Annotated in this window: 20 protein-coding genes and 1 riboswitch; of the genes, 17 read left to right on the forward strand and 3 right to left on the reverse strand. The window is 59.6% G+C overall.

The annotated features are described in order from the left end of the window. Positions 1-273 precede the first annotated feature (273 nt). The 5 genes from ACFQZG_RS17775 to fliD all read left to right on the forward strand — a co-directional run bounded on the left by ACFQZG_RS17775 (position 274) and on the right by fliD (position 6662). Positions 274-1725, forward strand: a complete 1452-nt coding sequence (locus ACFQZG_RS17775; RefSeq protein ID WP_378154878.1) for a circularly permuted type 2 ATP-grasp protein — start codon at positions 274-276, stop codon at positions 1723-1725. Positions 1726-1758: 33 nt separating this feature from the next. Further along, positions 1759-2712, forward strand: coding sequence for an alpha-E domain-containing protein (locus ACFQZG_RS17780; RefSeq protein WP_378154880.1), 954 nt, complete (start codon positions 1759-1761; stop codon positions 2710-2712). After that, entirely contained in the window at positions 2709-3575 is an 867-nt protein-coding gene (locus ACFQZG_RS17785; protein ID WP_378154882.1) for a transglutaminase family protein, read from the forward strand. The genes ACFQZG_RS17780 and ACFQZG_RS17785 overlap by 4 nt, the downstream gene beginning before the upstream one ends. Before the next feature lie 146 nt (positions 3576-3721). Then, positions 3722-3821: riboswitch (purine riboswitch) on the forward strand. A 70-nt stretch (positions 3822-3891) separates the two neighbouring features. Continuing rightward, on the forward strand, positions 3892-5328 hold the full coding sequence (locus ACFQZG_RS17790) for an NAD(P)/FAD-dependent oxidoreductase (RefSeq protein WP_378154884.1): 1437 nt from the start codon (positions 3892-3894) through the stop codon (positions 5326-5328). Between the two features lie 80 nt (positions 5329-5408). After that, positions 5409-6662: a flagellar filament capping protein FliD gene (gene fliD / locus ACFQZG_RS17795; protein WP_378154886.1), complete on the forward strand. Its 1254-nt coding sequence runs from the start codon at positions 5409-5411 to the stop codon at positions 6660-6662. 292 nt (positions 6663-6954) lie between these two features. Here fliD and ACFQZG_RS17800 read toward each other — a convergent pair whose 3' ends face one another. Then, positions 6955-7590, reverse strand: coding sequence for a DsbA family oxidoreductase (locus ACFQZG_RS17800; protein ID WP_378154888.1), 636 nt, complete (start codon positions 7588-7590; stop codon positions 6955-6957). A 138-nt stretch (positions 7591-7728) separates the two neighbouring features. Here ACFQZG_RS17800 and ACFQZG_RS17805 point away from each other — a divergent pair, with 138 nt between their 5' ends. From ACFQZG_RS17805 to ACFQZG_RS17825, 5 genes are all read left to right on the forward strand, one after another. Beyond that, entirely contained in the window at positions 7729-8556 is an 828-nt protein-coding gene (locus ACFQZG_RS17805) for an aldo/keto reductase (protein WP_378154890.1), read from the forward strand. Positions 8557-8656: 100 nt separating this feature from the next. After that, positions 8657-9082 carry an RrF2 family transcriptional regulator gene (locus ACFQZG_RS17810; protein WP_378154892.1) on the forward strand — a complete coding sequence of 142 codons (426 nt, stop codon included), beginning with the start codon at positions 8657-8659 and terminating at the stop codon, positions 9080-9082. Positions 9083-9183: 101 nt separating this feature from the next. Further along, on the forward strand, positions 9184-9495 hold the full coding sequence (gene trxA, locus ACFQZG_RS17815) for a thioredoxin (RefSeq protein WP_378154894.1): 312 nt from the start codon (positions 9184-9186) through the stop codon (positions 9493-9495). Between the two features lie 176 nt (positions 9496-9671). Beyond that, positions 9672-10250, forward strand: coding sequence for a TetR/AcrR family transcriptional regulator (locus ACFQZG_RS17820; RefSeq protein ID WP_378154896.1), 579 nt, complete (start codon positions 9672-9674; stop codon positions 10248-10250). Between the two features lie 126 nt (positions 10251-10376). Further along, positions 10377-12395, forward strand: a complete 2019-nt coding sequence (locus ACFQZG_RS17825; RefSeq protein WP_378154898.1) for a YhgE/Pip family protein — start codon at positions 10377-10379, stop codon at positions 12393-12395. Positions 12396-12471: 76 nt separating this feature from the next. Here the strand turns inward: ACFQZG_RS17825 and ACFQZG_RS17830 are convergent, their stop codons facing one another. After that, entirely contained in the window at positions 12472-13185 is a 714-nt protein-coding gene (locus tag ACFQZG_RS17830) for a hypothetical protein (RefSeq protein WP_378154899.1), read from the reverse strand. A 188-nt stretch (positions 13186-13373) separates the two neighbouring features. Here ACFQZG_RS17830 and ACFQZG_RS17835 point away from each other — a divergent pair, with 188 nt between their 5' ends. Next, positions 13374-14702: a molybdopterin-dependent oxidoreductase gene (locus tag ACFQZG_RS17835; RefSeq protein WP_378154901.1), complete on the forward strand. Its 1329-nt coding sequence runs from the start codon at positions 13374-13376 to the stop codon at positions 14700-14702. 91 nt (positions 14703-14793) lie between these two features. Here ACFQZG_RS17835 and ACFQZG_RS17840 read toward each other — a convergent pair whose 3' ends face one another. Further along, positions 14794-14967, reverse strand: coding sequence for a hypothetical protein (locus ACFQZG_RS17840; RefSeq protein ID WP_378154947.1), 174 nt, complete (start codon positions 14965-14967; stop codon positions 14794-14796). An 80-nt stretch (positions 14968-15047) separates the two neighbouring features. Between ACFQZG_RS17840 and ACFQZG_RS17845 the strand changes: the two genes are divergently transcribed. From ACFQZG_RS17845 to ACFQZG_RS17870, 6 genes are all read left to right on the forward strand, one after another. Continuing rightward, positions 15048-15941: a DUF6612 family protein gene (locus ACFQZG_RS17845; protein ID WP_378154902.1), complete on the forward strand. Its 894-nt coding sequence runs from the start codon at positions 15048-15050 to the stop codon at positions 15939-15941. Positions 15942-16071: 130 nt separating this feature from the next. Continuing rightward, positions 16072-17172: a redox-regulated ATPase YchF gene (gene ychF / locus ACFQZG_RS17850; protein ID WP_378154904.1), complete on the forward strand. Its 1101-nt coding sequence runs from the start codon at positions 16072-16074 to the stop codon at positions 17170-17172. Positions 17173-17325: 153 nt separating this feature from the next. After that, positions 17326-17901 carry a Uma2 family endonuclease gene (locus ACFQZG_RS17855; RefSeq protein WP_378154906.1) on the forward strand — a complete coding sequence of 192 codons (576 nt, stop codon included), beginning with the start codon at positions 17326-17328 and terminating at the stop codon, positions 17899-17901. Positions 17902-18063: 162 nt separating this feature from the next. Beyond that, positions 18064-19182: a stalk domain-containing protein gene (locus ACFQZG_RS17860; RefSeq protein ID WP_378154908.1), complete on the forward strand. Its 1119-nt coding sequence runs from the start codon at positions 18064-18066 to the stop codon at positions 19180-19182. Positions 19183-19393: 211 nt separating this feature from the next. After that, positions 19394-20194, forward strand: coding sequence for an ABC transporter permease (locus ACFQZG_RS17865; protein WP_378154910.1), 801 nt, complete (start codon positions 19394-19396; stop codon positions 20192-20194). Between the two features lie 7 nt (positions 20195-20201). Continuing rightward, positions 20202-21014, forward strand: coding sequence for an ABC transporter permease (locus ACFQZG_RS17870; RefSeq protein WP_378154912.1), 813 nt, complete (start codon positions 20202-20204; stop codon positions 21012-21014). The last annotated feature ends 2 nt before the right edge of the window (positions 21015-21016 follow it).

Raw genomic sequence — 21016 nt, forward strand, 5'->3', positions numbered from 1 at the left:
GTCCTCATAACTTCGTATTCGTTCTACATATAAATAAGTCATGGGTGGTCCATCACCCTTTCTTCGAGCGATTACGCGTTTATAGTTCGCTACAATTGTAACATACGCCGGAAGTGAATGCGAACCGCCATTCTTAATCGTTAATATACTTAAATGTTATATTCATGTTATATATTGAAATAACAATGGTAAATGCATGTCATTAATATTGACATTGAAAATAGCAAGGCATATGATTAGCAATAAACCCCATATCGGAGGGAGTCGTTCTGCATGGGAATGACGAACGAAGCATATATGACCTCGCCTTCCTCCCGTTTCTACAACGAGATGTATGACGGATCTCAAGTACGCGGGCACTACGGTAAAGTCCATCAAGCGCTGGCCCGGATGTCGATCGACGAGCGGATTTCCCGGCAATCGTCGATGAACGGGCGACTGCTGGAAGAAGGGATCACGTTCACGCTGAACGGCGGCGATCAGGAGTCGCTGGAGCGAACGATTCCGTTCGATCTGGTGCCGCGCATCATTCCCGCCCGGGAATGGGAGCTGATCGAGCAAGGGACGAAGCAACGCGTCAGGGCGTTGAACGCGTTCCTTGCGGACATCTATAACGAGCAGAGCATTCTGAAGGACGGAATCGTTCCGCGCCGGATGGTCATGGCCAACCGCTATTTCCGCACGGAGATGATGCGCCTGCCCGTGCCCGGAGGCGCGTACGTAACCGCTTCGGGCATCGACCTGATCCGCGACGAGAAGGGCGATTATTTCGTCCTCGAAGACAATTTGCGTTCTCCCTCCGGTTTCTCCTACGTGTTCAAGAGCAGAACGATCATGCAGCACGATTTTCCCGAATTATACTTCTCGTACGCCATTCGCGGCATCGAACAGACGCTGCATAGCTTCCGGTCTTCCCTTCGCAATCTCGCCCTTGCCGACAAGAGCGAGCCGGTAATCGCCTTGCTGACGCCCGGCAGCTTCAATTCGGCCTACTTCGAGCATACGTTCCTTGCGCAGCAGCTCGGGCTCGAGCTCGTCGAAGGACGAGACCTGGTCTGCCGCGATAACAAAATATATATACGTAAAATAAACGGCTATAAGAAAGTGGACGTTCTGTACCGCCGCATCGACGACGACTTCCTCGATCCACTGGCGTTCCGGCCCGATTCGCTGCTCGGCGTCGCGGGACTGATGAACGCGTACCGGTTCGGCAACATCGCGATCGCGAACGCGCCGGGAACGGGAGTCGCCGACGACAAAGCCATCTATACGTTCGTGCCGGAGATGATCCGGTATTACCTGAACGAGCGCCCGATCTTGAACAACGTCCCGACCTACTTGATGAGCCGTCCGGACGAACGGGAGCACGTCCTGGGCAGGCTCGACCAGATGGTCGTCAAGGAGACGTCTCTCTCCGGCGGCTACGGCATGCTGATCGGACCGGCGTCCACCGAGCTTGAACGGGCGCAGTTCGCGGATAAAATACGCGCCAACCCCGACAACTATATCGCCCAGCCGACGATTCAGCTATCCACGGCTCCGATCAGCTTGGACGGGAAAATGGTGCATCGGCATATCGATTTGCGCGTGTTCGCGCTCGCCGACGGCAACCAAGTGCACGTGCTTCCCGGCGGCTTGACGCGCGTCGCGATGAAGGAAGGCTCGCTCGTCGTCAACTCCTCCCAAGGCGGCGGGTGCAAGGATACGTGGGTCATTGCGGATTAACAACGCCGACATCTATATGAAGGAGGTGCTCCTATGCTGGATCGAATCGCGGAATCTTTGTTTTGGATCGGGAGATACACGGAACGGGCCGAGAATCATGCAAGGCTGCTGGACGTGTATTACCACTTGCGGGAAGACAGCACGAGGGAAGACGAGACGGTATGGCGGCGCATCGCGAGCACGCTCGGGGACAGCGCGAGCTACGAGGAGCGGTACGGCGCATACGAAGAGAGGGACGTGCTCCATTTCCTGACGCTCGATCCGACGCAGTCCAACTCCCTGTTGACGTGTATCGTTCAGGCGCGGGACAACATGAAGAAGATACGCGAGCAATTGCCCGCCGAACTGTGGAACCTGATGAACGGCTTCTACTTGTGGTTGAAGAGCGTGCAAGTCGACGAGGTGATCCGGCAATCGCCGCACCGCTTCTTCCAGCGGGTGAAGGAGGGGCTCGCGGCGTTCCAAGGCACGGCGGTGTCGATTACGCTGCGCGATGAATCGTGGCACATGATGGAGAGCGGCAGGTATCTGGAGCGTTCGGAGAACGTGCTTCGGCTGCTCAAGTCCGTATCGGAACGGGTGCCCGAACAACGGGAATCATCGTACGCCTTCACGATGGCGGTATTGAAGTCGGCGGGCGGATACGAAGCCTACCGCAAGCTCGATAACGAGGAATTCAGCATGGAGGGCGTCGCGCGCTTCCTGCTCCTGCAGGAGACGTTCCCGCGTTCGGTACAGTTCTCCGTCGCGTCGTTCGAGCAGCACTTGAAGTCGATGCGCGGCCAGTCCGACAAGTCGGGCGCAGGCCTGGAGCGCGTCATTCGAATGGCGGGCAAGGCCCGTTCGGAGCTCGGGTGGATCGACCGTAACGAGATCGACTTGGATTCGCTGGGAGACGTGCTGGAGCAACTGATGTCCACGAGCAGGCAGCTCGGGGAGTCGGTGGCGAAGTACTTTTTTTCCCCCAACCGGGAGGTTATCGCATGAAGCTGGACATTTGCCACGTCACGAGATATCGTTACGCTTCTTCGGTAACGGACAGTGTCAATGAAATTAGGCTCACCCCGAGAACCGACGAGAGGCAAGCGTGCTATCAGCACCGACTCGTCGTCGATCCCAACGTGCAGCTGTTGTCGTACGAGGATTACTTCGGCAATCGCGTCCATTCGTTCACGGCGAACCACCCGCATCGGGAGTTGGTCATTACGGCGCACTCGACCGTCGTGACGCGCGACCGCGACGTGCTCTGGAAGGCGGCATGGGGCCCCGAGGAATCTTGGAAAAGAGTGCGCAGCGTCGATTTCATCGACCGGAACGCCGAATATTTGCTGCCGACGGGATTCGCTACGTTCGATCCGAGCGTGGAGGAATACGCGTCGCGCATTCGCGGGGAAGAGGCGGGCGTGTTCGGCTTCGTCCGGAATGCGGCGGGCGCGATCTTCGGCGATTTCGAATACAAGCCGCTGTCGACGGGCGTGCATACGACGGCGGGCGAGCTGATCGGCATCGGCTCCGGCGTCTGCCAGGACTTCGCCCATCTGCTTCTCTCGGTGTGCAGGCTTAGAGGCGTGCCGGCGCGCTACGTGAGCGGCTATCACTTCGTGGGCGATCTGCAAGGGCGCGACGCCGACTTCGAGCAAGCATCGCACGCATGGGTCGAGGTGTACGTGCCGGGCGTAGGCTGGCAAGGCATCGATCCGACGAACAACAACCTGATCGACTGGCGCTACGTGAAGCTCGGCCACGGAAGAGACTACATGGACATCGTGCCCGTCAAAGGCATCTACCGCGGAACAGGTGATCAGACGCTTCAAGTAACGGTGGACGTAAGATTGGCGGAAACGGGTTAACGTTCGGAATTGGACAAGATTATGTTGGCGTATAGATATACTTGCTGATATTTAGTCAATAATTACGAACGATTGGGCTGATATGCGTTGACATGTACGGTGGAATGCGATAATCTACGTAGGGGCGGCCGAACGGGTCGCAACGACATACGACTAGATCGTCCATTCGTATATCCTCGGCGATACGGGCCGCGGGTTTCTACCGGGAACCGATAATTCCCGACTACGAAGGATGTGGGAGAACCACACCCTTCGCCGGTCGGGAATTTTTTTGCGTTTCGGGCCGGGCTTGGGGCATACGAGAGGAGACGAACGAGTGAAAGCTTACGACGTTATCGTGGTCGGCGCGGGTCCGGCGGGCATCTTCACGTGTTACGAGCTGACGAGGAAGGCGCCCGGGCTCAAGGTGCTGCTCGTGGATAAGGGTCACGAGATTCGCCGCCGGCATTGTCCGATTCTCGAGAACAAGATCGAGCTCTGCCCGCCGCCGGCAGGCAAAAAAGAGTTCGCCGGCTGCCTGCCCGCTTGCTCGATTACGGCCGGTTTCGGAGGCGCGGGCGCTTACAGCGACGGAAAATTCAACATCACGACGGAGTTCGGCGGCTGGTTGACGGATTACTTGCCTCCGTCCCAGGTGCTCGGACTGATCCAATACGTGGATAGCATCAATATAGAGCACGGCGCGACGCTTCACGTCACCGATCCGACGACGGACGTCGTGAAGAGCATCGAGCATCGCGGGTTCGCGGCGGGTCTGAAGCTGCTGCGCGCGCAAGTGCGCCATCTCGGCACCGAGCAGAACTTGGAGATCTTGAAGTCGATCGCGGATTACTTGGACGGCCGGATCGAGATGCGGTTCAAGACGGAGGTCGCGGACCTGCTGACCGTCAAGGAAGACGGCGCGCATCGCGTTCGCGGCATCGTCCTGAAGAACGGCGAGGAGATCGAGGCGGATCGGGTCGTCGTCTCGCCGGGCCGCGACGGGTCGGCGTGGCTGACCGAGGTGCTCAAGAAGCGCCGCCTAAGGATGGTGAACAATCAAGTCGACGTCGGCGTGAGGGTCGAGACGTCGGACGTCGTCATGCGGGAAATCAACGAGCATCTGTACGAAGGGAAGTTCGTCTACAATACGTCCGTGGGTACCCGGGTGCGCACGTTCTGCAGCAACCCGTCCGGCCACGTCGTCGTCGAGAACCATAGCGGCGTCATGGCGGCGAACGGTCACGCGTTCAAGGATCCGGCGCTCGGTTCTCCGAACACGAACTTCGCGTTGCTCGTCTCGCACAAGTTCACCGATCCGTTCGACAAGCCGAACGAATACGCGAGAGAAATTTGCAAGCGGGCGAACGATCTCTCGAACGGCGGGGTCATCGTGCAGAAGTTCGGCGATATTCTTCGCGGTCGCAGATCGACCGAAGGGCGGATCAAGGAAGGGTTCATCGAGCCTACGCTCGGCGAAGCGGTACCGGGGGATCTCGGTCTAGTGCTGCCGTATAACACGATGAAGAGCTTGATCGAGATGGTCGAGGCGCTCGACAAGGTGACGCCGGGCATCGCGTCCGAGCACACGTTGTTCTACGGCGTCGAGGCGAAGTTCTATTCGGCGCGCCCGAAGCTGAGCGACACGCTAGAGACCGAGATCGCCGGACTCTACTGCGGCGGCGACGGAGCGGGCGTCACGCGCGGCTTGGCGCAAGCGGGCGCGGCCGGCGTCTGGATCGCACGGGCTATCGTCGACAAGAGCGGGGCGTAACGGCGGGGCATTGAAAAGCTTGTCGCAAAATGGTATATTTTAGTATGAAATATTTACCACGAGCGAAGGGGCGATGAGAAATGCCGATTACGATCGACGCGATCTACCGAACATACGCCGTCAGACCGACGGCTTTCCCGCCTATTTACGATAAGCCGGCTAGTTATCGGCAGCCGTTCGCCAGACAGCCGTTGGCGATCAACAACCCGTACGAGCGGTTCGTAAAGTCCGCGGCCACCGGCATCGCCGGCTTCCTGAAAGCCGCGCAGGACGTGCAGGCCGCGGCGAAGAGCTTGCTGGGCAAGGATGATTCCGGTCTGCATGCGCGAGCCGCGACGACTACGGACGCGAAGAAAGTTACGGCGTCGGCCGTCGCCGGCGCTTCAGCCAAGAGCTACGAGGTGAAGGCGAGCGCGCTGGCGACATCCCAGACGAACGGTGGATCGTGGTTGGCCCGTACCGATGCTTCCGCGGCGAGCGAAGGAACGAACCGATTCAAGATCACGATCGGCGGCAAGTCGACGACGGTATCGGCATTCGTCTCGTCTACGGATTCGAACGATCGGGCGTTGACGAAGCTGAAGGACGCGATCAACGAGGCGAAGACGGGCGTCACGGCCAGTATCGCGACGGATGAAGCGACCGGACGGCGGAAGCTGGAGCTGAAGAGCGACAAGACGGGCACGGACGCGAAGTTCGAGATCGAGGACGTCTCCGGCAACGCGGTCGCCGCGACCGGAATCGGAACCGCGACGACGGAAGCGTCCAACGCATCGTACAGCGTGAACGGCGGAGCGGCGCAATCGTCGCAGTCGAACGAGGTCGAGCTGGAGAAGGGCAAGGTCAAAGCGACGCTTCTCGCGCCGACGACGGAGGAAGTGACGATCGAGGTTCGTCCGGACGCCGACCAAGCGACGAAGCAAGTGAAGCAATTGTTGTCGAGCTTCAATGCGATGCATGAACGCGGCGATGCCGCGAGCGGATATCTGCATTCTTCGATACTTAGAAGCCTCGATACGATCGCGAGCTCTTCCGCCTACGGGGACATCGGCATTCGACGCAACGGCGACGGCACGCTGAAGCTGGACGAGCAGCAATTCCGGAAGAGCTTGAGCACGGACGGCGAGCGCGCTTCGAAAGCGATCGGCGGTCTGGCAGATCGCTTGTCGTCGATGGCCCAGCGATTCAACCAAGTTCCTGCGAGCAGCTTAATGAACGCGAAGGCGCAGGGCCTGCAGCAATTTCTGCAGTATCAGACTTCGATGTTCCAAGCGCCCGCGGCGTATGCGATGCCTTTCGCGCCAAGCGGCTTGTTGTTGAACGGATTCATGTAAATAAAGAAACAGCCCCGGTGCGAGAGTCGCGCCGGGGCTGTTTGCATACGAAGCATGCGGGGATCGTCGAAAGCGTCGCAAATGTAACTGAAAAATCACATACATTCCGCGCCGGATAACCGATCGCCGATAATATAACTGAAAAATCGAATACATACCGCACAAACTAGCTAAACGCAAGAAATATAACTGAAAATTCGAATACATCCCGCGCAAACTAGCTGATCGACGAAAATAGAACTGAAAAACCGAATACATCCCGCGACGGGTAGGACGGAAGGAAGTCGCTGCGTTACCCTTGCTTGATCTTCTGGAACGCCTCCAGGAATTGCTTCGACGGATACGCGCCGGACAGCGCGTACTTGCCGTCCAGAATGAAGAACGGCACGCCGCTGATGCCGATGTTCTGCGCCGTCTGCTGATCTTGCGCGACCGCTTCCGAGCCTTCGCCGGCATCGAGCAGCTTCTTCAACTCGTCGGTGTCGACGCCGAGCTCCTCGCGCGCGATCTCGAGCAAGACGTCTTCGCGGGCGATGTCCTTGCCGTCCTCGAAGTAGGCTTTCATGACGGCTTCGACCCAATGCGCTTGGCCGGCTTCCTCAAGCAGCGAAGTCACGCGGTGCGAGAGCACCGTGTTCGGCATCCGGCTAACGTTATCGAACTTGAACGTGACGCCGACTTGCGCGCCCGCGTCCGTGACGCGCTCCAGCATCGGGCGCATCCGTTCGGCGCCGCCGAACTTCTTCTCCATGACGCTGTTGAAAGGCAGGCCTTCCGGGGGGAGCGTAGAATCGAGCTGGAACGCGTGGTAATTCACGTCGATCGTCTCGCCGGTCGCCTGCGCCCATGCTTCGATCGCGTCGTTCATGTTCTTCTTGCCGATGCGGCACCACGGACACACCATATCGGAGTAAACATCGATTTTCATCGGAATCACCTCTTAAGCGAACTGTTGTCCTCTTAGTATGGCAGACAACCGGACGATGTCAATGTGCGCTTCGCAGGCTCGGGTGTTAGAATAAGGGAATATGTCTTGGCCGGCGCGCTATCGAAGGAGGAAAGACGAATGAAGTTGACGATCGATTCGAAGGCCGAGTTATTGAACGGCGTAGAGATGCCGAGGCTCGGCTTGGGGGTATGGCGGACCGAGCCCGGCGAGCAGACGGGACAAGCGGTACTCGCCGCTCTGGAGGCGGGATACCGAAGCGTCGATACCGCATCGCTATACCGGAACGAAGCGGACGTAGGAAGGGCGATCCGGGCGTCCGGCATTGCCCGGGAGGACGTCTTCGTCACGACGAAGGTATGGAACAGCGAGCAGGGGTACGACACGACCGTCGCTTCGTTCCATGAGAGTCTGCGAAGGCTGGAGATGGACTACGTGGACTTGTTCCTCGTGCATTGGCCGGTCGCCGGCAAGTACAAAGAGACGTATCGCGCGCTCGAACACTTGTACGAGCAGGGCAAAGTCCGGGCGATCGGAGTGAGCAACTTCCTGATCCACCACTTGGAGGACTTGATGAATACGTGCCGCATCAAGCCGATGGTGAACCAGGTCGAGCTGCATCCGCTGCTCACGCAGAAGAAGCTGCTGGCGTTCTGCCGCAAGGAAGGCATTCAACTGGAATCGTGGCGTCCGCTCATGCAGGGGAGATTGGACATCCCTCTGTTGACGGAGTTGGCGGCCAAGTACGGCAAGACGCCCGCCCAGATCGTCCTGCGCTGGCACCTGCAGCTCGGCGTCGTCACGATCCCGAAGTCGGTGCGGCCGGAGCGCATACGCGAGAACGCGGAGCTGTACGATTTCGCTCTCGAGCCGGAAGACGTCGTCCGCATCGACGCGCTCAACGAGAATCGTCGGTTCGGCGCGGATCCGGACCATATTGATTTCTAGAAGGCGCCGACGGGTATAATACATCTGGGCGTCCGCGCCGCTTGACACCTCCAACTGTAACTGATATTATTACAGTATCGACAGGGGAGGCGTTACAACGATGAACAGTGAATTCGTCATTGCTGTCCACGGTCTGACGCTGCTCGCCTATCGTCCCGACGGCATGGCTTCCAGCGAGGAGATCGCGACGAACGTCTGCACGAACCCGGTCCGCGTGCGCAAAGTGATGAGCTGTCTTCGCAAGAGCGGCTTCGTCGAGACGCGCGAAGGCTCGGGAGGCGGCTACAAGCTCGTCGCCAAGCCCGAAGACGTAACGCTCTCCAGCGTGTACCGCGCGCTTGCGGCGGGATCGCTTGCGCCGAGCTGGTGCAGCGGCGATCCGGAGATGGATTGCGTCGTCGGCTCCAACATGCGGGACGTCATGAACGCGGTATTTTGCGGAGCGGATCAAGTGTTGGCGTCGTACCTCGAATCGATCACGATCGCGCAGATGCTGTCCCGAATCGAAGCCAAGGCGAAAGCTTAGGCTCGAGAAGGAAGTCGGATGCAACGGGCGAAGATAGACGTGCCCGGTCTACGACATTAGGCTTTAATCCATTCAGATAGATCGATAAGGAGAGATGAACCATGGCAGTCGTAATTACGAAAGACAACTTCAAAGACACCGTATCTCAAGGCGTTTCCCTTCTGGACTTCTGGGCCCCTTGGTGCGGACCTTGCAAAATGCAGCTTCCGATCGTAGAAGAGCTGGCAACCGAGCTGCAAGGCACGGCAACGATCGCGAAAGTGAACGTCGACGAAGAGCCTGAGCTCGCAAGCCAATTCGGCGTCATGAGCATTCCTACGCTGATCCTGTTCAAGGACGGCCAACCGGTCGACAAGCTCGTCGGTCTGCAATCGAAGGCCGCTCTGCAAGCGAAGATTCAAGGTCAGCTGTAAGCGTCCGCGGACGTAACGGAATAGCAAGGGGAAGAACTGTCGCGGATGCGGCAGTTTTTTCTTATTCCGGGATCACAATGCGGTTGCAAAGGGAGCATTCCGGGAGTATGATGAGGTTATGACCGAGTGACCGAAAATGAAATTTAGTCATTTAAGGCCAAAGGAGGCGCAATCGAATGTCGATCGACCGTCGCAAGCTGATCGTGGACGCGGCTGCGCAATCGTTCGCGCTATACGGATACAAGGCGACGACGATGGATCAAGTGGCGAAGCTCGCCAATGTCGGGAAGGGAACGATCTATACGTTCTTCGCGACGAAGGAGGAGCTGTTCGACGAGATCATGAACGCGCTCATTCGGGACATGAAGCGGGTAGCGGACGAGGAATACGACGCGGCCCGGCCGTTCTTCGATAACCTGAGCCGAATCTTGACCCGCCTGCTCGACTACCGCGAGAAGCATCAGCTGGCGGTGAAGATGGCGCAGGAAGTGCGCGACATGAACACTCCGAAGGCGAGCGAAGGCCTCGATCGCATTGAACGAGCGCTGCAAGGGTATATTCAGGCGAAAGTTCAAGCCGCCGTGGAGAAGGGCGAATTGAAGCCGTGCGATCCGGCCGTGACGGCGTTCGTGATGCTCAAGCTGTATCTCGCGCTCGCGACGGACTGGCAGAAGTCGCACGAACCGCTAAGCAAGACGCAGATGACCGAGCTGTTCCGGCTGTACCTAATGGAAGGCATAGCGGCGAAGGCGTGATGCGCGCGTAACGATAATAGACGGTCGTATTGTTCGAGCCCTTACGGGCAAGGGCGGATGCGAACCGTTTTTCTATCGCAATAAATGACCAAATGAACAAAATAGTCAGTCAGGATGGTGGAGACAATGAAAGGATTCAAGCAATTTATCGGAGAAGTCGCGACGATCGTCCGCAATCCGAAGACGCTCATTCCGGTCGCGGCGGTGATCATGATACCCGTCATGTACAGCGGCATGTTCCTCGGCGCGTTCTGGGATCCGTACGGTAAAATGGACCAGCTGCCCGTGGCGGTCGTGAACGCGGACGCCGGAGCGGTAGCGGAGGGCGAACCGATCCATATCGGACAAGATTTCGCGGAGGAGCTGAAGGGCAACGCCAGCTTCGAATGGCACTTCGTCGATCGGGACGAAGCGGATAGAGGGCTCGGCGATCATACGTACTATATGGCGATCGAAATTCCGGCCGACTTCTCGGAGAAGACGGCGACGCTGACGTCCGATCATCCGACGCCGGCGGAAATCGTCTTCTTGAAGAACGAAGGGAGCAACTTCCTCGCTTCGCAGATCGGAAACAACGCCGTCGACCGCATGAAGACGGAGCTGAGCCAGGAAGTCACGAAAGCCTACGCCCATACGGTGCTGGATACGATGTCGACGCTCGCCGACGGGCTCGGCGACGCGAGCGACGGGGCGGGCGAACTGGCGGCGGGCGCCGCCAACGCGAAAGACGGCGCGGCCGCGTTGCAGGCGAACCTGCATAAGCTCGCGTCGGGGTCCGAATCGATGCGGCAAGGCATCGATAAGCTCGCTTCGGGCGCCGTAGCGATGGATGCCGGCGCCGCTGATCTGCAGGGCGGCGCAGGCGCGCTGGCGAGCGGATTGGCGCGGCTGACCGAAGCGCAGGGGCAATTGGAGGCGGGCGCGGAAGGTCTCGATCAAGGCGCCGCCGCGCTCGCCGAAGGGCTGGATGCTTCCGCGGCCGGCGCGGCCAAGCTGAAGGACGGCGCCGCCGCGTTGTCGGCGGGGCTTGAGCGGCTGGCCGAGGCGCAGCCCGAGCTCGCCGAAGACGCGAGCTTCCGGCAGCTTCTCGCGGCCGGCAAGCAGCTGGCGGCCGGCGCGGTCGAAGCGCAAGCGGGGCAGCAACGGCTGGCGGACGGTGCCGATGCGCTCGTCGCCGGGACCCAGCGGCTAGCGTCCGGCGAGACGGCGTTCGGCGATAAGCTGAGCGAAGCGGCCGTCGGCGGCGACAAGCTTGCGTCCGGAGCGAAGCAATTGCACGCAGGGGCGACGCAATTGAACGGCGGACTGTCGGAGCTGTCCGCGCGGTTCCGGTCGATCGCGGACGGATCGGAACGGCTCGATCAAGGCGCGTCGGAGATGGCCAGCGGGCTCGTTAAGCTCGCCGACGGCTCCGGCCGACTGTCGGATAAGCTGAGCGACGCCGCGAAGCAAACGTCGGGGCTGAGCGACGCGAACGCCGATAGCGTGGCCGATATGTTCGCCGATCCGGTTAGCCTGGACGTCGTCAAGACGACGGAAGTCGCCAACTACGGCACCGGCTTCGCGCCGTACTTCCTGTCGCTCGGCTTATTCGTCGGCGCGCTGTTGCTGACGGTCGTCTATTCGGTGAAAGAGCCGGCGATCGCGCCGAAGAGCGCCTGGAGCTGGTTCGCCGGCAAGGCGATGACGCTAATCGTAATCGGTACGTTCCAAGCGCTGATCGCCGACGCCGTCCTGCTGTACGGCATCGGGCTCGAAGTACGCAGCGTGCCGCTGTTCGTCCTGCTTAGCATCGTAACGAGCGTGACGTTCATGAGCATCATTCACTTGTTCGTCTCGACGATGGGCAATCCCGGCAGATTCCTGGCGATCATGCTGCTCATCTTCCAACTGACGAGCTCGGGAGGCACGTTCCCGCTCGAGATGCTTCCCGATTGGCTGCAGAACGTCAGCGCATGGCTGCCGATGACGTACGCGATCGCGGGCTTCAAGGCGGTCATCTCCACGGGCGACTACGCGGAGCTGTGGAACAACGCGGGCGTTCTGGCGATCGTGGCGGTCCTGTTCTCGGCGCTTACGTTCACGTTCTTCTTCCTCTCCTATCGCAAGGAGCGGAGCGGCGCGAAGCAGGTCGTCGCCGCATAATCCGTTACGCAAAGACGAAGGCCTCTGCCGCGCGAGCGGTAGAGGCCTTCGTTGTTCGTTGCGTCGTCGAACCGCGTCAGATCGTCCATTGTCCGTGAACGACGGAGACGAGCTTCCATTCCTCGCCCGCGGGTACGAAGACGAGCACGAGGCTTTGCCAATCCATTCCTTCGGCCTTCTCGTCGAAGCCCGGGAAGTGGAATTCGACGTAAGACGAGCCCGGATAGACTTCGGCGGCGTTGAAGGCAGTGGTGCCTTGGCCTACGAGAGCATTCACGCTTACGTTGGGCGCGTCGGCGAAGTCTTGATTGTACACGTACTTCTCGTAATAGTCGCGGAACGTAAGCAGGATCGGTTCGCCGCTGCCGTCGGCGGTTCCCCATTGCAGCTTCGCCGTATCTTTGAAGTCCGGGAGCTTGTCGGCTTGGAACAGCTGGCTTCCTGCCGTATCGATGTGCGAATACGGGGAGAATCTTAACCCTTGCCCGGGGTCGACCCAATCCGATAACGTGCCGAGGTCGCGGTCGCGCAGCAGCTCGACGATCGTCGATGCAGCGTCCTTCAACGCTTGCTCGGAGCTTCCGGAAGGTTGCGCGGTATTGTCGCCGGCGGAACCGGCCGACGGTTCGCTGCTATGGGAAGCCGTAGCGGATGGCTGGGAAGAAGGAGCGGACGACTCCGGGATCGCGCTTGGCGCGTTCGCGCCGTCGTTATTCGAAGACGAGCCGCAGCCGGCCGTGACAAGCGCGAGAACAGCCGCGAGCAATAGCGGTGCCAACTTGCGCATCATGAATGACCTCCTTGCGTGTAAGTACAACGTTAGACGCAGATTAAGCCAAGATGTTCCGCGGAAAATCGGCTGGAATTTTTTTTTGTAATTCCCGGCATCGCGCGCCGGCATTGGCTTCCAAGACTTGGTGGTATGTTATAATATGTTCAAACGAACCGCATCCGCAACGTCCCGATGGAGGCGATGGCATGAACCGAAAGAAGCCGGGCTTCGGCAAGCAGCTCGCGGAATTGCACCGATGGAACGCTTGGATCGTCGTTATCCTGACCGTATCCGGCGTGCTCCTGTTCTGGGAGCCCGTGCGCGGATGGCTCGACGGCCATGCGAGGCAGCCGATCAAGCAGCTTCATATCGCGCTCGGTCTGGTTACCGGAATACTCGTCCTTCTCTATCTTCCGTTAATGAAACGCCATTTGAAGCAGCTTCGAAGCCGACCGAAGCAGAAGGGCAATCTTGCGTTCGTCATCGCGCTGCTCGTCGGCTGGCTGTTGTCCGGCATCGTGCTGTGGCAGCTTCGTCATTTTCCCCCGTCGTGGGCCAATGCCGCTCTTGTCGTCCACGATCTATTCACGTGGTTCGGGGTACCCTATCTGATCTACCATTCCGTTACCCGTCTCCGCTGGATGAAGCAGCCCGGGCGAAGATCGGCGACGGCTGGCGCGGAGCCGGCGGCGCCGGTTGAGGACGTCGGGCCGGCCGAGGCGCCGACAGCCCGGCCGATCGGCTGGTCGCGGGAAGATCCCGCGGCCGCGTCGCAGCCCGCGCCCGCGCAGTGGATGACCCGCAGACAGTTCCTGAAGCTGACCGTCGGGGCGGCGTTGACCGTCGCCTTCGCGCCGCCGTTCGCGCGGTGGCTGTCCCGGCAGGTCGGGACGGGAGGCGGCGGACTGCCCGGCGTCGACGAAGCCGCGATGCCGGACGCGAACGCGATGCTGCCCGAGCCTGTGCCGCTGCCCGATTCGGTTAACGTCATCGGCGGGGGCGCGAGAGGACAGTTTCAGATGTACACGGTGACGAAGCTGCCGACGTTCGACTCGGCGACGTGGACGTTCAGGCTGGACGGTCTGGTCGATCGACCGGCGACGTGGAATTGGGAGCAGTTCCTGGCGATCGCGCGGACGGTTCAGGTGAGCGACTTTCACTGCGTGACGGGCTGGTCGGTGTACGACAACACATGGGAAGGCATTCGGCTATCGGAGCTGCTCAAGCTAGCGGGAGTTAAGCCGGGGGCGAAGTTCGTGAAGTTCTATTCCGGGGACGGGGTCTATACCGACGCGTTGTCGCTCGAGCAAGCGAGCATGGACGACGTGCTGGTCGCCTTGCTGCACGACGGGAAGCCGATCCATCGCGACTACGGCGGACCGGTGAGGCTGATCGTGCCGGGCATGTATGCCTATAAGTCGGTCAAGTGGCTTGACCGGATCGAGTTGATCGACAAGGCGCATATCGGGTATTGGGAACAGAGAGGCTACGATAACGACGCATGGGTGAGGAAAAACGAATGGTTTAGCTCGTGACGCGAAGCTCCCGCGCGATCGGCGAAGTTCGAGACGCCGACCGCAAGGGATAGACCGGGCGCCCGGGAGGACAGACTAGGCCGTAAGCGGCTTAGTCTGTTTCTTTTTGCGCTTGCGGCACGGGGGCGACCGACTTCGTATTCTCCAACGTGTCGTTGACGAACGCCATGTCTTGATTGCGAGCTTTCATGTTCGTCGTGCCTTTGTAGTTGCCTTTATGCGATTTGTTCTCCATCGTCTTGATCAGCCTCCTTCCTGTCGTCATTGTGCGCACTCCCGAAGCCCGTTATCCGCGAAGGGTGAGGTAATTCGAGCATTTTATCTATCGAGGAGGAATCGTAGAACATGCATAGGTTCTCCATCCGGATCGTCCGAGTCGCTTCGCCGGCGCTCGTCGCGATCGCCTTGCTCCTGTCGGCGTGCGGCGGCAATGCTGTCGAGGACCAGCCGCCGGCCGCGAAGCGACGGACGCCCGCCGCCGAGGCGCTCGACGAAGCCCGAATCGCCGCCGGGCAATTCAAGAAGTACGCTTTCGATATCCATATGGACCAGAAGGTGACTTCCGACAAGACGGAAGACGTCAAAGTCGCCATGAAGGGCATGGCCGAACGCGAGCCGCTGAAGCTGGACCAGACGATCCATACGACGATCGGCGGCGAGTCGTCCGACGTCCGGACGGTTATCGTGCCGGAAGGCTACTATATGTACGTGCCGGAGTACGAGGAATGGAGCAAGCTGTCGGCGGCGACCGCGGCGGACAATACGAAGACGCTATCCGACTTCCAAGCCGATCCGGGCAAGGCGGTGGAAGAGCTTCTCGGCTTGGCTGGACAGGCGACGCTGGAGGAAGGGAACGGAACCCGGACGGTTCGCTACGAAGGAACGGAAGCGGAGGCGAAGACGTATTCGATGAAGCTGCTCCAGAGCACGCTCGGCTTGACGGATACGGACTTGGACGAGCGGTTGAAGAACAGCATGAACGTAAGCAAGCTGCAAGTATCGGTCACCCTGGATACATCGGCTCACTGGCCGCTGTCCTATCGGATCGAGAGCGGGCTGTCGCTGGAGCTCGAGGAGGGAAAGCGGACGACCGTCGAGACGACGATGGAGGGCTCTTACGACGAGATCAACAAGTCGGGCGCCGTGGTCCTCCCCGAGGAGGCGAAGGGAGCGCTTGATCCCGACCAGATCGACAAGGAACTCGGAGACGATCCGCTCGGCTTGAACGAGGAGGAGTAACGCCGCCCGGCCGTCTTCTGTGGACGTTAAGCCGCCGTTCTTGTATAATGGCGTGAGAATTGAACAGCTTGACGGCCCATGGACGATTGGCGTCCGCGATGGCCGCAAGAAGTCAGGAGTGTTAACGTACATGGCATTGTCGTGCGGAATCGTCGGGCTTCCCAACGTCGGGAAGTCGACCTTATTCAACGCAATTACGCAAGCGGGCGCGGAATCCGCTAACTACCCGTTCTGCACCATCGATCCGAACGTCGGCGTCGTCGAGGTGCCGGACGAGCGCCTGCAGAAGCTGGCGGAGATCGTCAACCCGAACCGGATCGTTCCGACCGCTTACGAGTTCGTGGACATCGCGGGCCTCGTGAAGGGCGCGAGCCGCGGAGAAGGGTTGGGCAACAAGTTCCTCGCCAATATCCGCGAGGTGGACGCGATCGTTCACGTCGTGCGCTGCTTCCAGGACGAGAACATTACGCACGTCGCGGGCAAGATCGACCCGATCAACGACATCGAGGTTATCAACCTCGAGCTGATCTTGACCGATATCGAGTCCGTCGACAAGCGGATCGATCGTACCCGCAAGAACCTCAAGGGCGGCGACAAGAAGGTCGTGCAGGAGATGGAAGCGCTCGAGCGCATCCATGCCGCGCTGCATGCCGAGAAGCCGGCGAGAAGCGTCGAGCTGTCGGCGGAAGAGAAGCTGCTCGTTCGCGACATGCATCTGCTGACGATGAAGCCGGTCCTGTACGCGGCGAACGTGAGCGAAGCCGACGCGGCGAACGCGGACGGCAACCCGTACGTGCAGCGCGTGCGCGAGTTCGCGGCGGCCGAAGGCTCCGAAGTCGTGCACATCAGCGCGAAGGTCGAATCGGAGATCGCGGAGCTCGAGGGCGAAGACAAGGAGATGTTCTTCGAGGAGCTAGGCTTGACCGAGTCGGGCCTCGATCGCCTCATTCGCGCTTCTTACAAGCTGCTCGGGCTGTACACGTATTTCACGGCAGGCGTTCAAGAGGTTCGCGCCTGGACGATCCGCAAAGGCACGAAGGCGCCGGGAGCGGCGGGCGTCATCCACTCCGACTTCGAACGCGGCTTCATCCGCGCCGAAGTCGTCAGCACCGACGACTTGGTTGCGAACGGCTCGATGAAAGCCGCGAAGGAAAAAGGTCTCGTGCGCTTGGAAGGCAAGGAGTACGTCGTCGCCGACGGAGACGTCATGCACTTCTTGTTCAACGTATAATCGGATAAGCATATAATGACTTGACACAATTGCGACGATTGTCCATAATTAGGGAAAATAACGGCAGGGAAGCACCCCGCAAAGTCAAACACGTCTCCTGTGTTTCCTTTGCGGGGTGTTTTCCGTTGCGGCGCAACGAAAGGAGCGGTAACGATGACGGAACGCGCGAAACCCCCAGAACGGCTCTCGAAGGTGAAAGAAGAGCAGGAAAGATATGCGATGATCGACGAGCGTTACGAGATCATAGGAGGCGTCCGTTATGATTTTCTTTCTTCGCCTAAGTATGCGCATCAGAAGATGTTGACGAATTTTTGTTTGGCGTTTCACGATTCGTGCGCGCAAGAAGGCGAGATCATGCTCGGGCCGCTCGACGTGCATCTGGACGAGGACAACATCTTCCAGCCGGACGTCATTTATATCGCGCGCGCGAGACTCGACATTATTCGCGACGGATTCGTCTTCGGCGCGCCGGATCTCGTCGTCGAGATTTTGTCCGATAGCACGGCCCGACGGGACAAGACGATCAAGAAGACGACGTACGAGCGGTTCGGCGTCAAGGAATATTGGCTGGCCGATCCGATCTACCGCACCGTCGATCAATTCGTGCTGCGGGAGGCTCGCTACAAGCTCGCGGCGACTTGGACGGAAGGCGATAGACTGGTCTCTCCGACGATTTCGTGCTTGTCGATCGATCTTGATGCCGTGTTCCCGAAGGAATTGCGGCAATAACAATACGGTGGATTACCGCTTGGCGCGCTCGCCAGGCGTTTTTTATTTTCGCCGGGGCCCTGCAACCTTACGGACGGCTAGCGCGTCTGTGGGGGTGGAAGCATAAGCCAAAGGCGCTTCACATCGACGCAATCTCATTACGGATGCGGAAGGAGAAACATCATGAACAAGAAGAAAGCGATACTCGTGTTGACGGCGGTAGGCATACTCGGAACGACGGCGGCCGTCGGCGCGAAGGGCATGTCGGACAAGATCAGCGGATTCCTGCGGAAGGACGTCTCGGTTACGATCAACGGCGAAGCGACGTCGCTCCAGCCCGTATTCATCAACGGTAAAGCGTACTTACCGATTCGCGACGCGGCGCCGACGCTCGGCTACGAGCTCGACTATAAGAACAACGGCATCGTGCTCAACGAAATCGACGACGAGGAAGAGGTCGAGTACATGCGCACGATGGGCGTCATCGTAGACGTGACGAAGACCGACGACGGCCAATATCGACTCGAAGTGCTCGGCAAAGGCCCTCATAGCTGGGTCATCCTCTACGCGGATCCCGACACCGAGCTGACCGACGCGGAAGGCAAGCCGTTCGCGGCCAAAGACCTGAAGGCCGGCCAGCGGATCACCGCCGAATTCGGACCGATCATGGCGCTTAGCTTCCCGGGACAGTCGCACGCTGCATCGATTCAGGTGCAAGCCGATTCGCTCGTCCAAGAGTCGACGATCCAGAAGGTCGAGAAGACGGACGACGGCTGGCAAGTCAGCTTCGGAGAGACGAAGGACGGAACGACAACGACGACGATCGTGCTGAACGCCGGCAAAGAAACGTCCGTGCTCGATTCTCAAGGTCAATCGGTCGCTTGGGAAGACCTGAAGGCGGGCACGAAGGTGCGCGCGTACTACGGTCCGATCATGACGAAGAGCTTGCCGCCGCAAAGCCCGCTGCACTACCTCGTCGTGCTTAAAGCGGACCAAACGTCGGTTGCTCCGGCCACGCAGAAGGAATTCCGCGATCTCGCTTGGTCGCTGATCTCCGCGGACGAGAAACCGCACGTCACGACGAAGCAAGACGAAGCGAAGGTCGAATCCGTGCCCGCGAAGGACGCTCCGGTCTTCGGCGGAGACGAAGAGCAGAAGAAGCTGTACGACGCGGTGAAGGCTGCCGGCGGCAACGTACTCACGGTAACGTACAATACGGACCGCGACGAACTGATCGGACCGCTCGTGCTCGTGTTCGATCAAGACTCGAAGAAGCTGCTAGGCTACTACCCGCGCAGATAATCTTATAGCCAAGATCCCTACGAATCAGATGCAGGGACCGTTCGCAACGTCATCTAAGGATGGACGTTGCGGGCGGTCCCTGTTTGCGTTGCAGCAACCCCCGGCGCCTCTATATAAATTTATCGTGACGAACCTTACAATATCTGCTATCGTAAAATCCAATTTATCCCTTATATCGCGATAACGCGTCGGATGGAGTTGGGGCGGGGACATGAAAGCTTACGGTTACTTAATCAAGATGCGCATGCTGACGGCCATAGCCTATCGCTTCGACGTCTGGGTCGGCATGGTCGGAGACGTCATCATGCTCGCGGCGTCGGTCTACATCTGGAAGGCTGCTTACGGCAGCGACGCGCTCGGAACGGGCGCTTCCGTCGTCGGGCTGGACGGCATGATCACCTACACGGTCGTCTCCGTCCTGATGGCCGCGGTGTTCAGCACCGGCGTGCAGAACACGATATACAGCCAAGTGCGCGAAGGGAACATCGCGCTCGACTTCATGCGGCCGCTCAATCTGCTCGGCATCTACTTCTCCGAAGACTTGGGCAGCATGGTCAGCTCGCTCGTGAACAAGGCGATCCCGCTCGTCCTGATGGCGGCGCTGCTATTCGGGTTCCCGATGCCGGACAGCCCTGCCGCGGCGGGTTTGTTCGCGGCAAGCTGCCTGCTCAGCTTCATGATCCTCTGGCTCATGAGCGCGATGGTCGGGCTCGTGGCGTTCTGGGTGGCGGAGCTCGGCAACCTCGGCATGGTGAAGGACGCCGTCGTCCGGGTGCTGTCCGGCAGCTTGGTTCCGCTCTGGTTCTTCCCCGCGGGGCTGCAGAAAGTATCGGAATGGCTGCCGTTCCAGTACACGTACCAGCTCCCGATCAGCATCTACATCGGCATGACGAAGCCTGCCGAAGCGCTGCGGTCGATGGGCGTGCAGGCGGCGTGGATCGCGTTGCTCGCGGCGCTCCTCGCCTTGATCTGGAAGCGCGCGCGGAGCAAAGTCATGGTGCAGGGAGGATGAGGCGAAGATGAACGGGGTCAGGCACTATTGCACCGTATTCGGCTATTACGCCAAGCTGGCGATTCAAAGGCAGTTGGAGTATCCGCTGTTTCTCATCAGCTGGCTGCTCATGATTCCGACGCAATATTTCGCGGGCATCTGGATGCTTCGCATTATCGTCGACCGCTTCCAGCCGCTCGCGGGCTGGGGGTTCGAGGACTTGGCGTTCCTGTACGGGCTCGGGCTGCTAAGCCACGGTCTCGTCGTCGTCTTCTTCATTCCGACGTGGGGCACCGAATTCGCGGTCATCCGGGGCGAGTTCGACAGGCTGCTGCTGCGTCCGATGAACGTGTTCTTCCAATTCGTGACGGGATACTTCAACTTCATCGGTCTCATCGATCTCATCCCGGGCGTCGTCATCTTCCTGTACGCGGCGCACGCGGTCGACTTCAGTTGGGCGCCGGACAATATCGCGAAGCTGGTGCTCGTCGTCATCGGCGGCTTGTTCATTCGCGGCGGCCTGTATACGATCGTCGGGTCGGTCGCGTTCTGGACGAAGCGAAGCCGCAACTTGATCGGTATGTCGGTCGCGACGCTGGAGCGCACGACGATGTATCCGCTGACGCTGTATCCGCATGCCGTGCAGGCGGCGCTTACGTTCCTGTTCCCGATCGGGTTCATCAGCTTCTACCCGGCGGAGAGTTTCCTCGGCAAGACGGCATCGTTGGAATTGCCGCTCGGCATGGCGATCTGGACCCCCGTCGCGGGCGTCCTGTGCATGTCGGTCGCTTATGCGATTTTCCGGTTAGGGCTACGCAGATACGAGAGCGCGGGATCTTAAGG

Origin of the sequence: Cohnella sp. GCM10027633 (assembly GCF_042675445.1) — a bacterium.
Classification (GTDB): Bacteria; Bacillota; Bacilli; order Paenibacillales; family Paenibacillaceae; genus Cohnella.

Bases quoted from the DNA above. Each gene is read 5' to 3' on its own strand.
- ACFQZG_RS17780 (WP_378154880.1), top strand. From the start codon at position 1,759: ATGCTGGATCGAATCGCGGAATCTTTGTTTTGGATCGGGAGATACACG.
- ACFQZG_RS17865 (WP_378154910.1), top strand. From the start codon at position 19,394: ATGAAAGCTTACGGTTACTTAATCAAGATGCGCATGCTGACGGCCATA.
- ACFQZG_RS17775 (WP_378154878.1), top strand. From the start codon at position 274: ATGGGAATGACGAACGAAGCATATATGACCTCGCCTTCCTCCCGTTTC.
- ACFQZG_RS17805 (WP_378154890.1), top strand. From the start codon at position 7,729: ATGAAGTTGACGATCGATTCGAAGGCCGAGTTATTGAACGGCGTAGAG.
- ACFQZG_RS17830 (WP_378154899.1), bottom strand. From the start codon at position 13,185: ATGATGCGCAAGTTGGCACCGCTATTGCTCGCGGCTGTTCTCGCGCTT.
- ACFQZG_RS17835 (WP_378154901.1), top strand. From the start codon at position 13,374: ATGAACCGAAAGAAGCCGGGCTTCGGCAAGCAGCTCGCGGAATTGCAC.
- ACFQZG_RS17855 (WP_378154906.1), top strand. From the start codon at position 17,326: ATGACGGAACGCGCGAAACCCCCAGAACGGCTCTCGAAGGTGAAAGAA.
- ychF (WP_378154904.1), top strand. From the start codon at position 16,072: ATGGCATTGTCGTGCGGAATCGTCGGGCTTCCCAACGTCGGGAAGTCG.
- ACFQZG_RS17785 (WP_378154882.1), top strand. From the start codon at position 2,709: ATGAAGCTGGACATTTGCCACGTCACGAGATATCGTTACGCTTCTTCG.
- trxA (WP_378154894.1), top strand. From the start codon at position 9,184: ATGGCAGTCGTAATTACGAAAGACAACTTCAAAGACACCGTATCTCAA.
- ACFQZG_RS17870 (WP_378154912.1), top strand. From the start codon at position 20,202: ATGAACGGGGTCAGGCACTATTGCACCGTATTCGGCTATTACGCCAAG.
- ACFQZG_RS17840 (WP_378154947.1), bottom strand. From the start codon at position 14,967: ATGACGACAGGAAGGAGGCTGATCAAGACGATGGAGAACAAATCGCAT.
- ACFQZG_RS17810 (WP_378154892.1), top strand. From the start codon at position 8,657: ATGAACAGTGAATTCGTCATTGCTGTCCACGGTCTGACGCTGCTCGCC.
- ACFQZG_RS17845 (WP_378154902.1), top strand. From the start codon at position 15,048: ATGCATAGGTTCTCCATCCGGATCGTCCGAGTCGCTTCGCCGGCGCTC.
- ACFQZG_RS17860 (WP_378154908.1), top strand. From the start codon at position 18,064: ATGAACAAGAAGAAAGCGATACTCGTGTTGACGGCGGTAGGCATACTC.
- ACFQZG_RS17825 (WP_378154898.1), top strand. From the start codon at position 10,377: ATGAAAGGATTCAAGCAATTTATCGGAGAAGTCGCGACGATCGTCCGC.
- fliD (WP_378154886.1), top strand. From the start codon at position 5,409: ATGCCGATTACGATCGACGCGATCTACCGAACATACGCCGTCAGACCG.
- ACFQZG_RS17820 (WP_378154896.1), top strand. From the start codon at position 9,672: ATGTCGATCGACCGTCGCAAGCTGATCGTGGACGCGGCTGCGCAATCG.
- ACFQZG_RS17800 (WP_378154888.1), bottom strand. From the start codon at position 7,590: ATGAAAATCGATGTTTACTCCGATATGGTGTGTCCGTGGTGCCGCATC.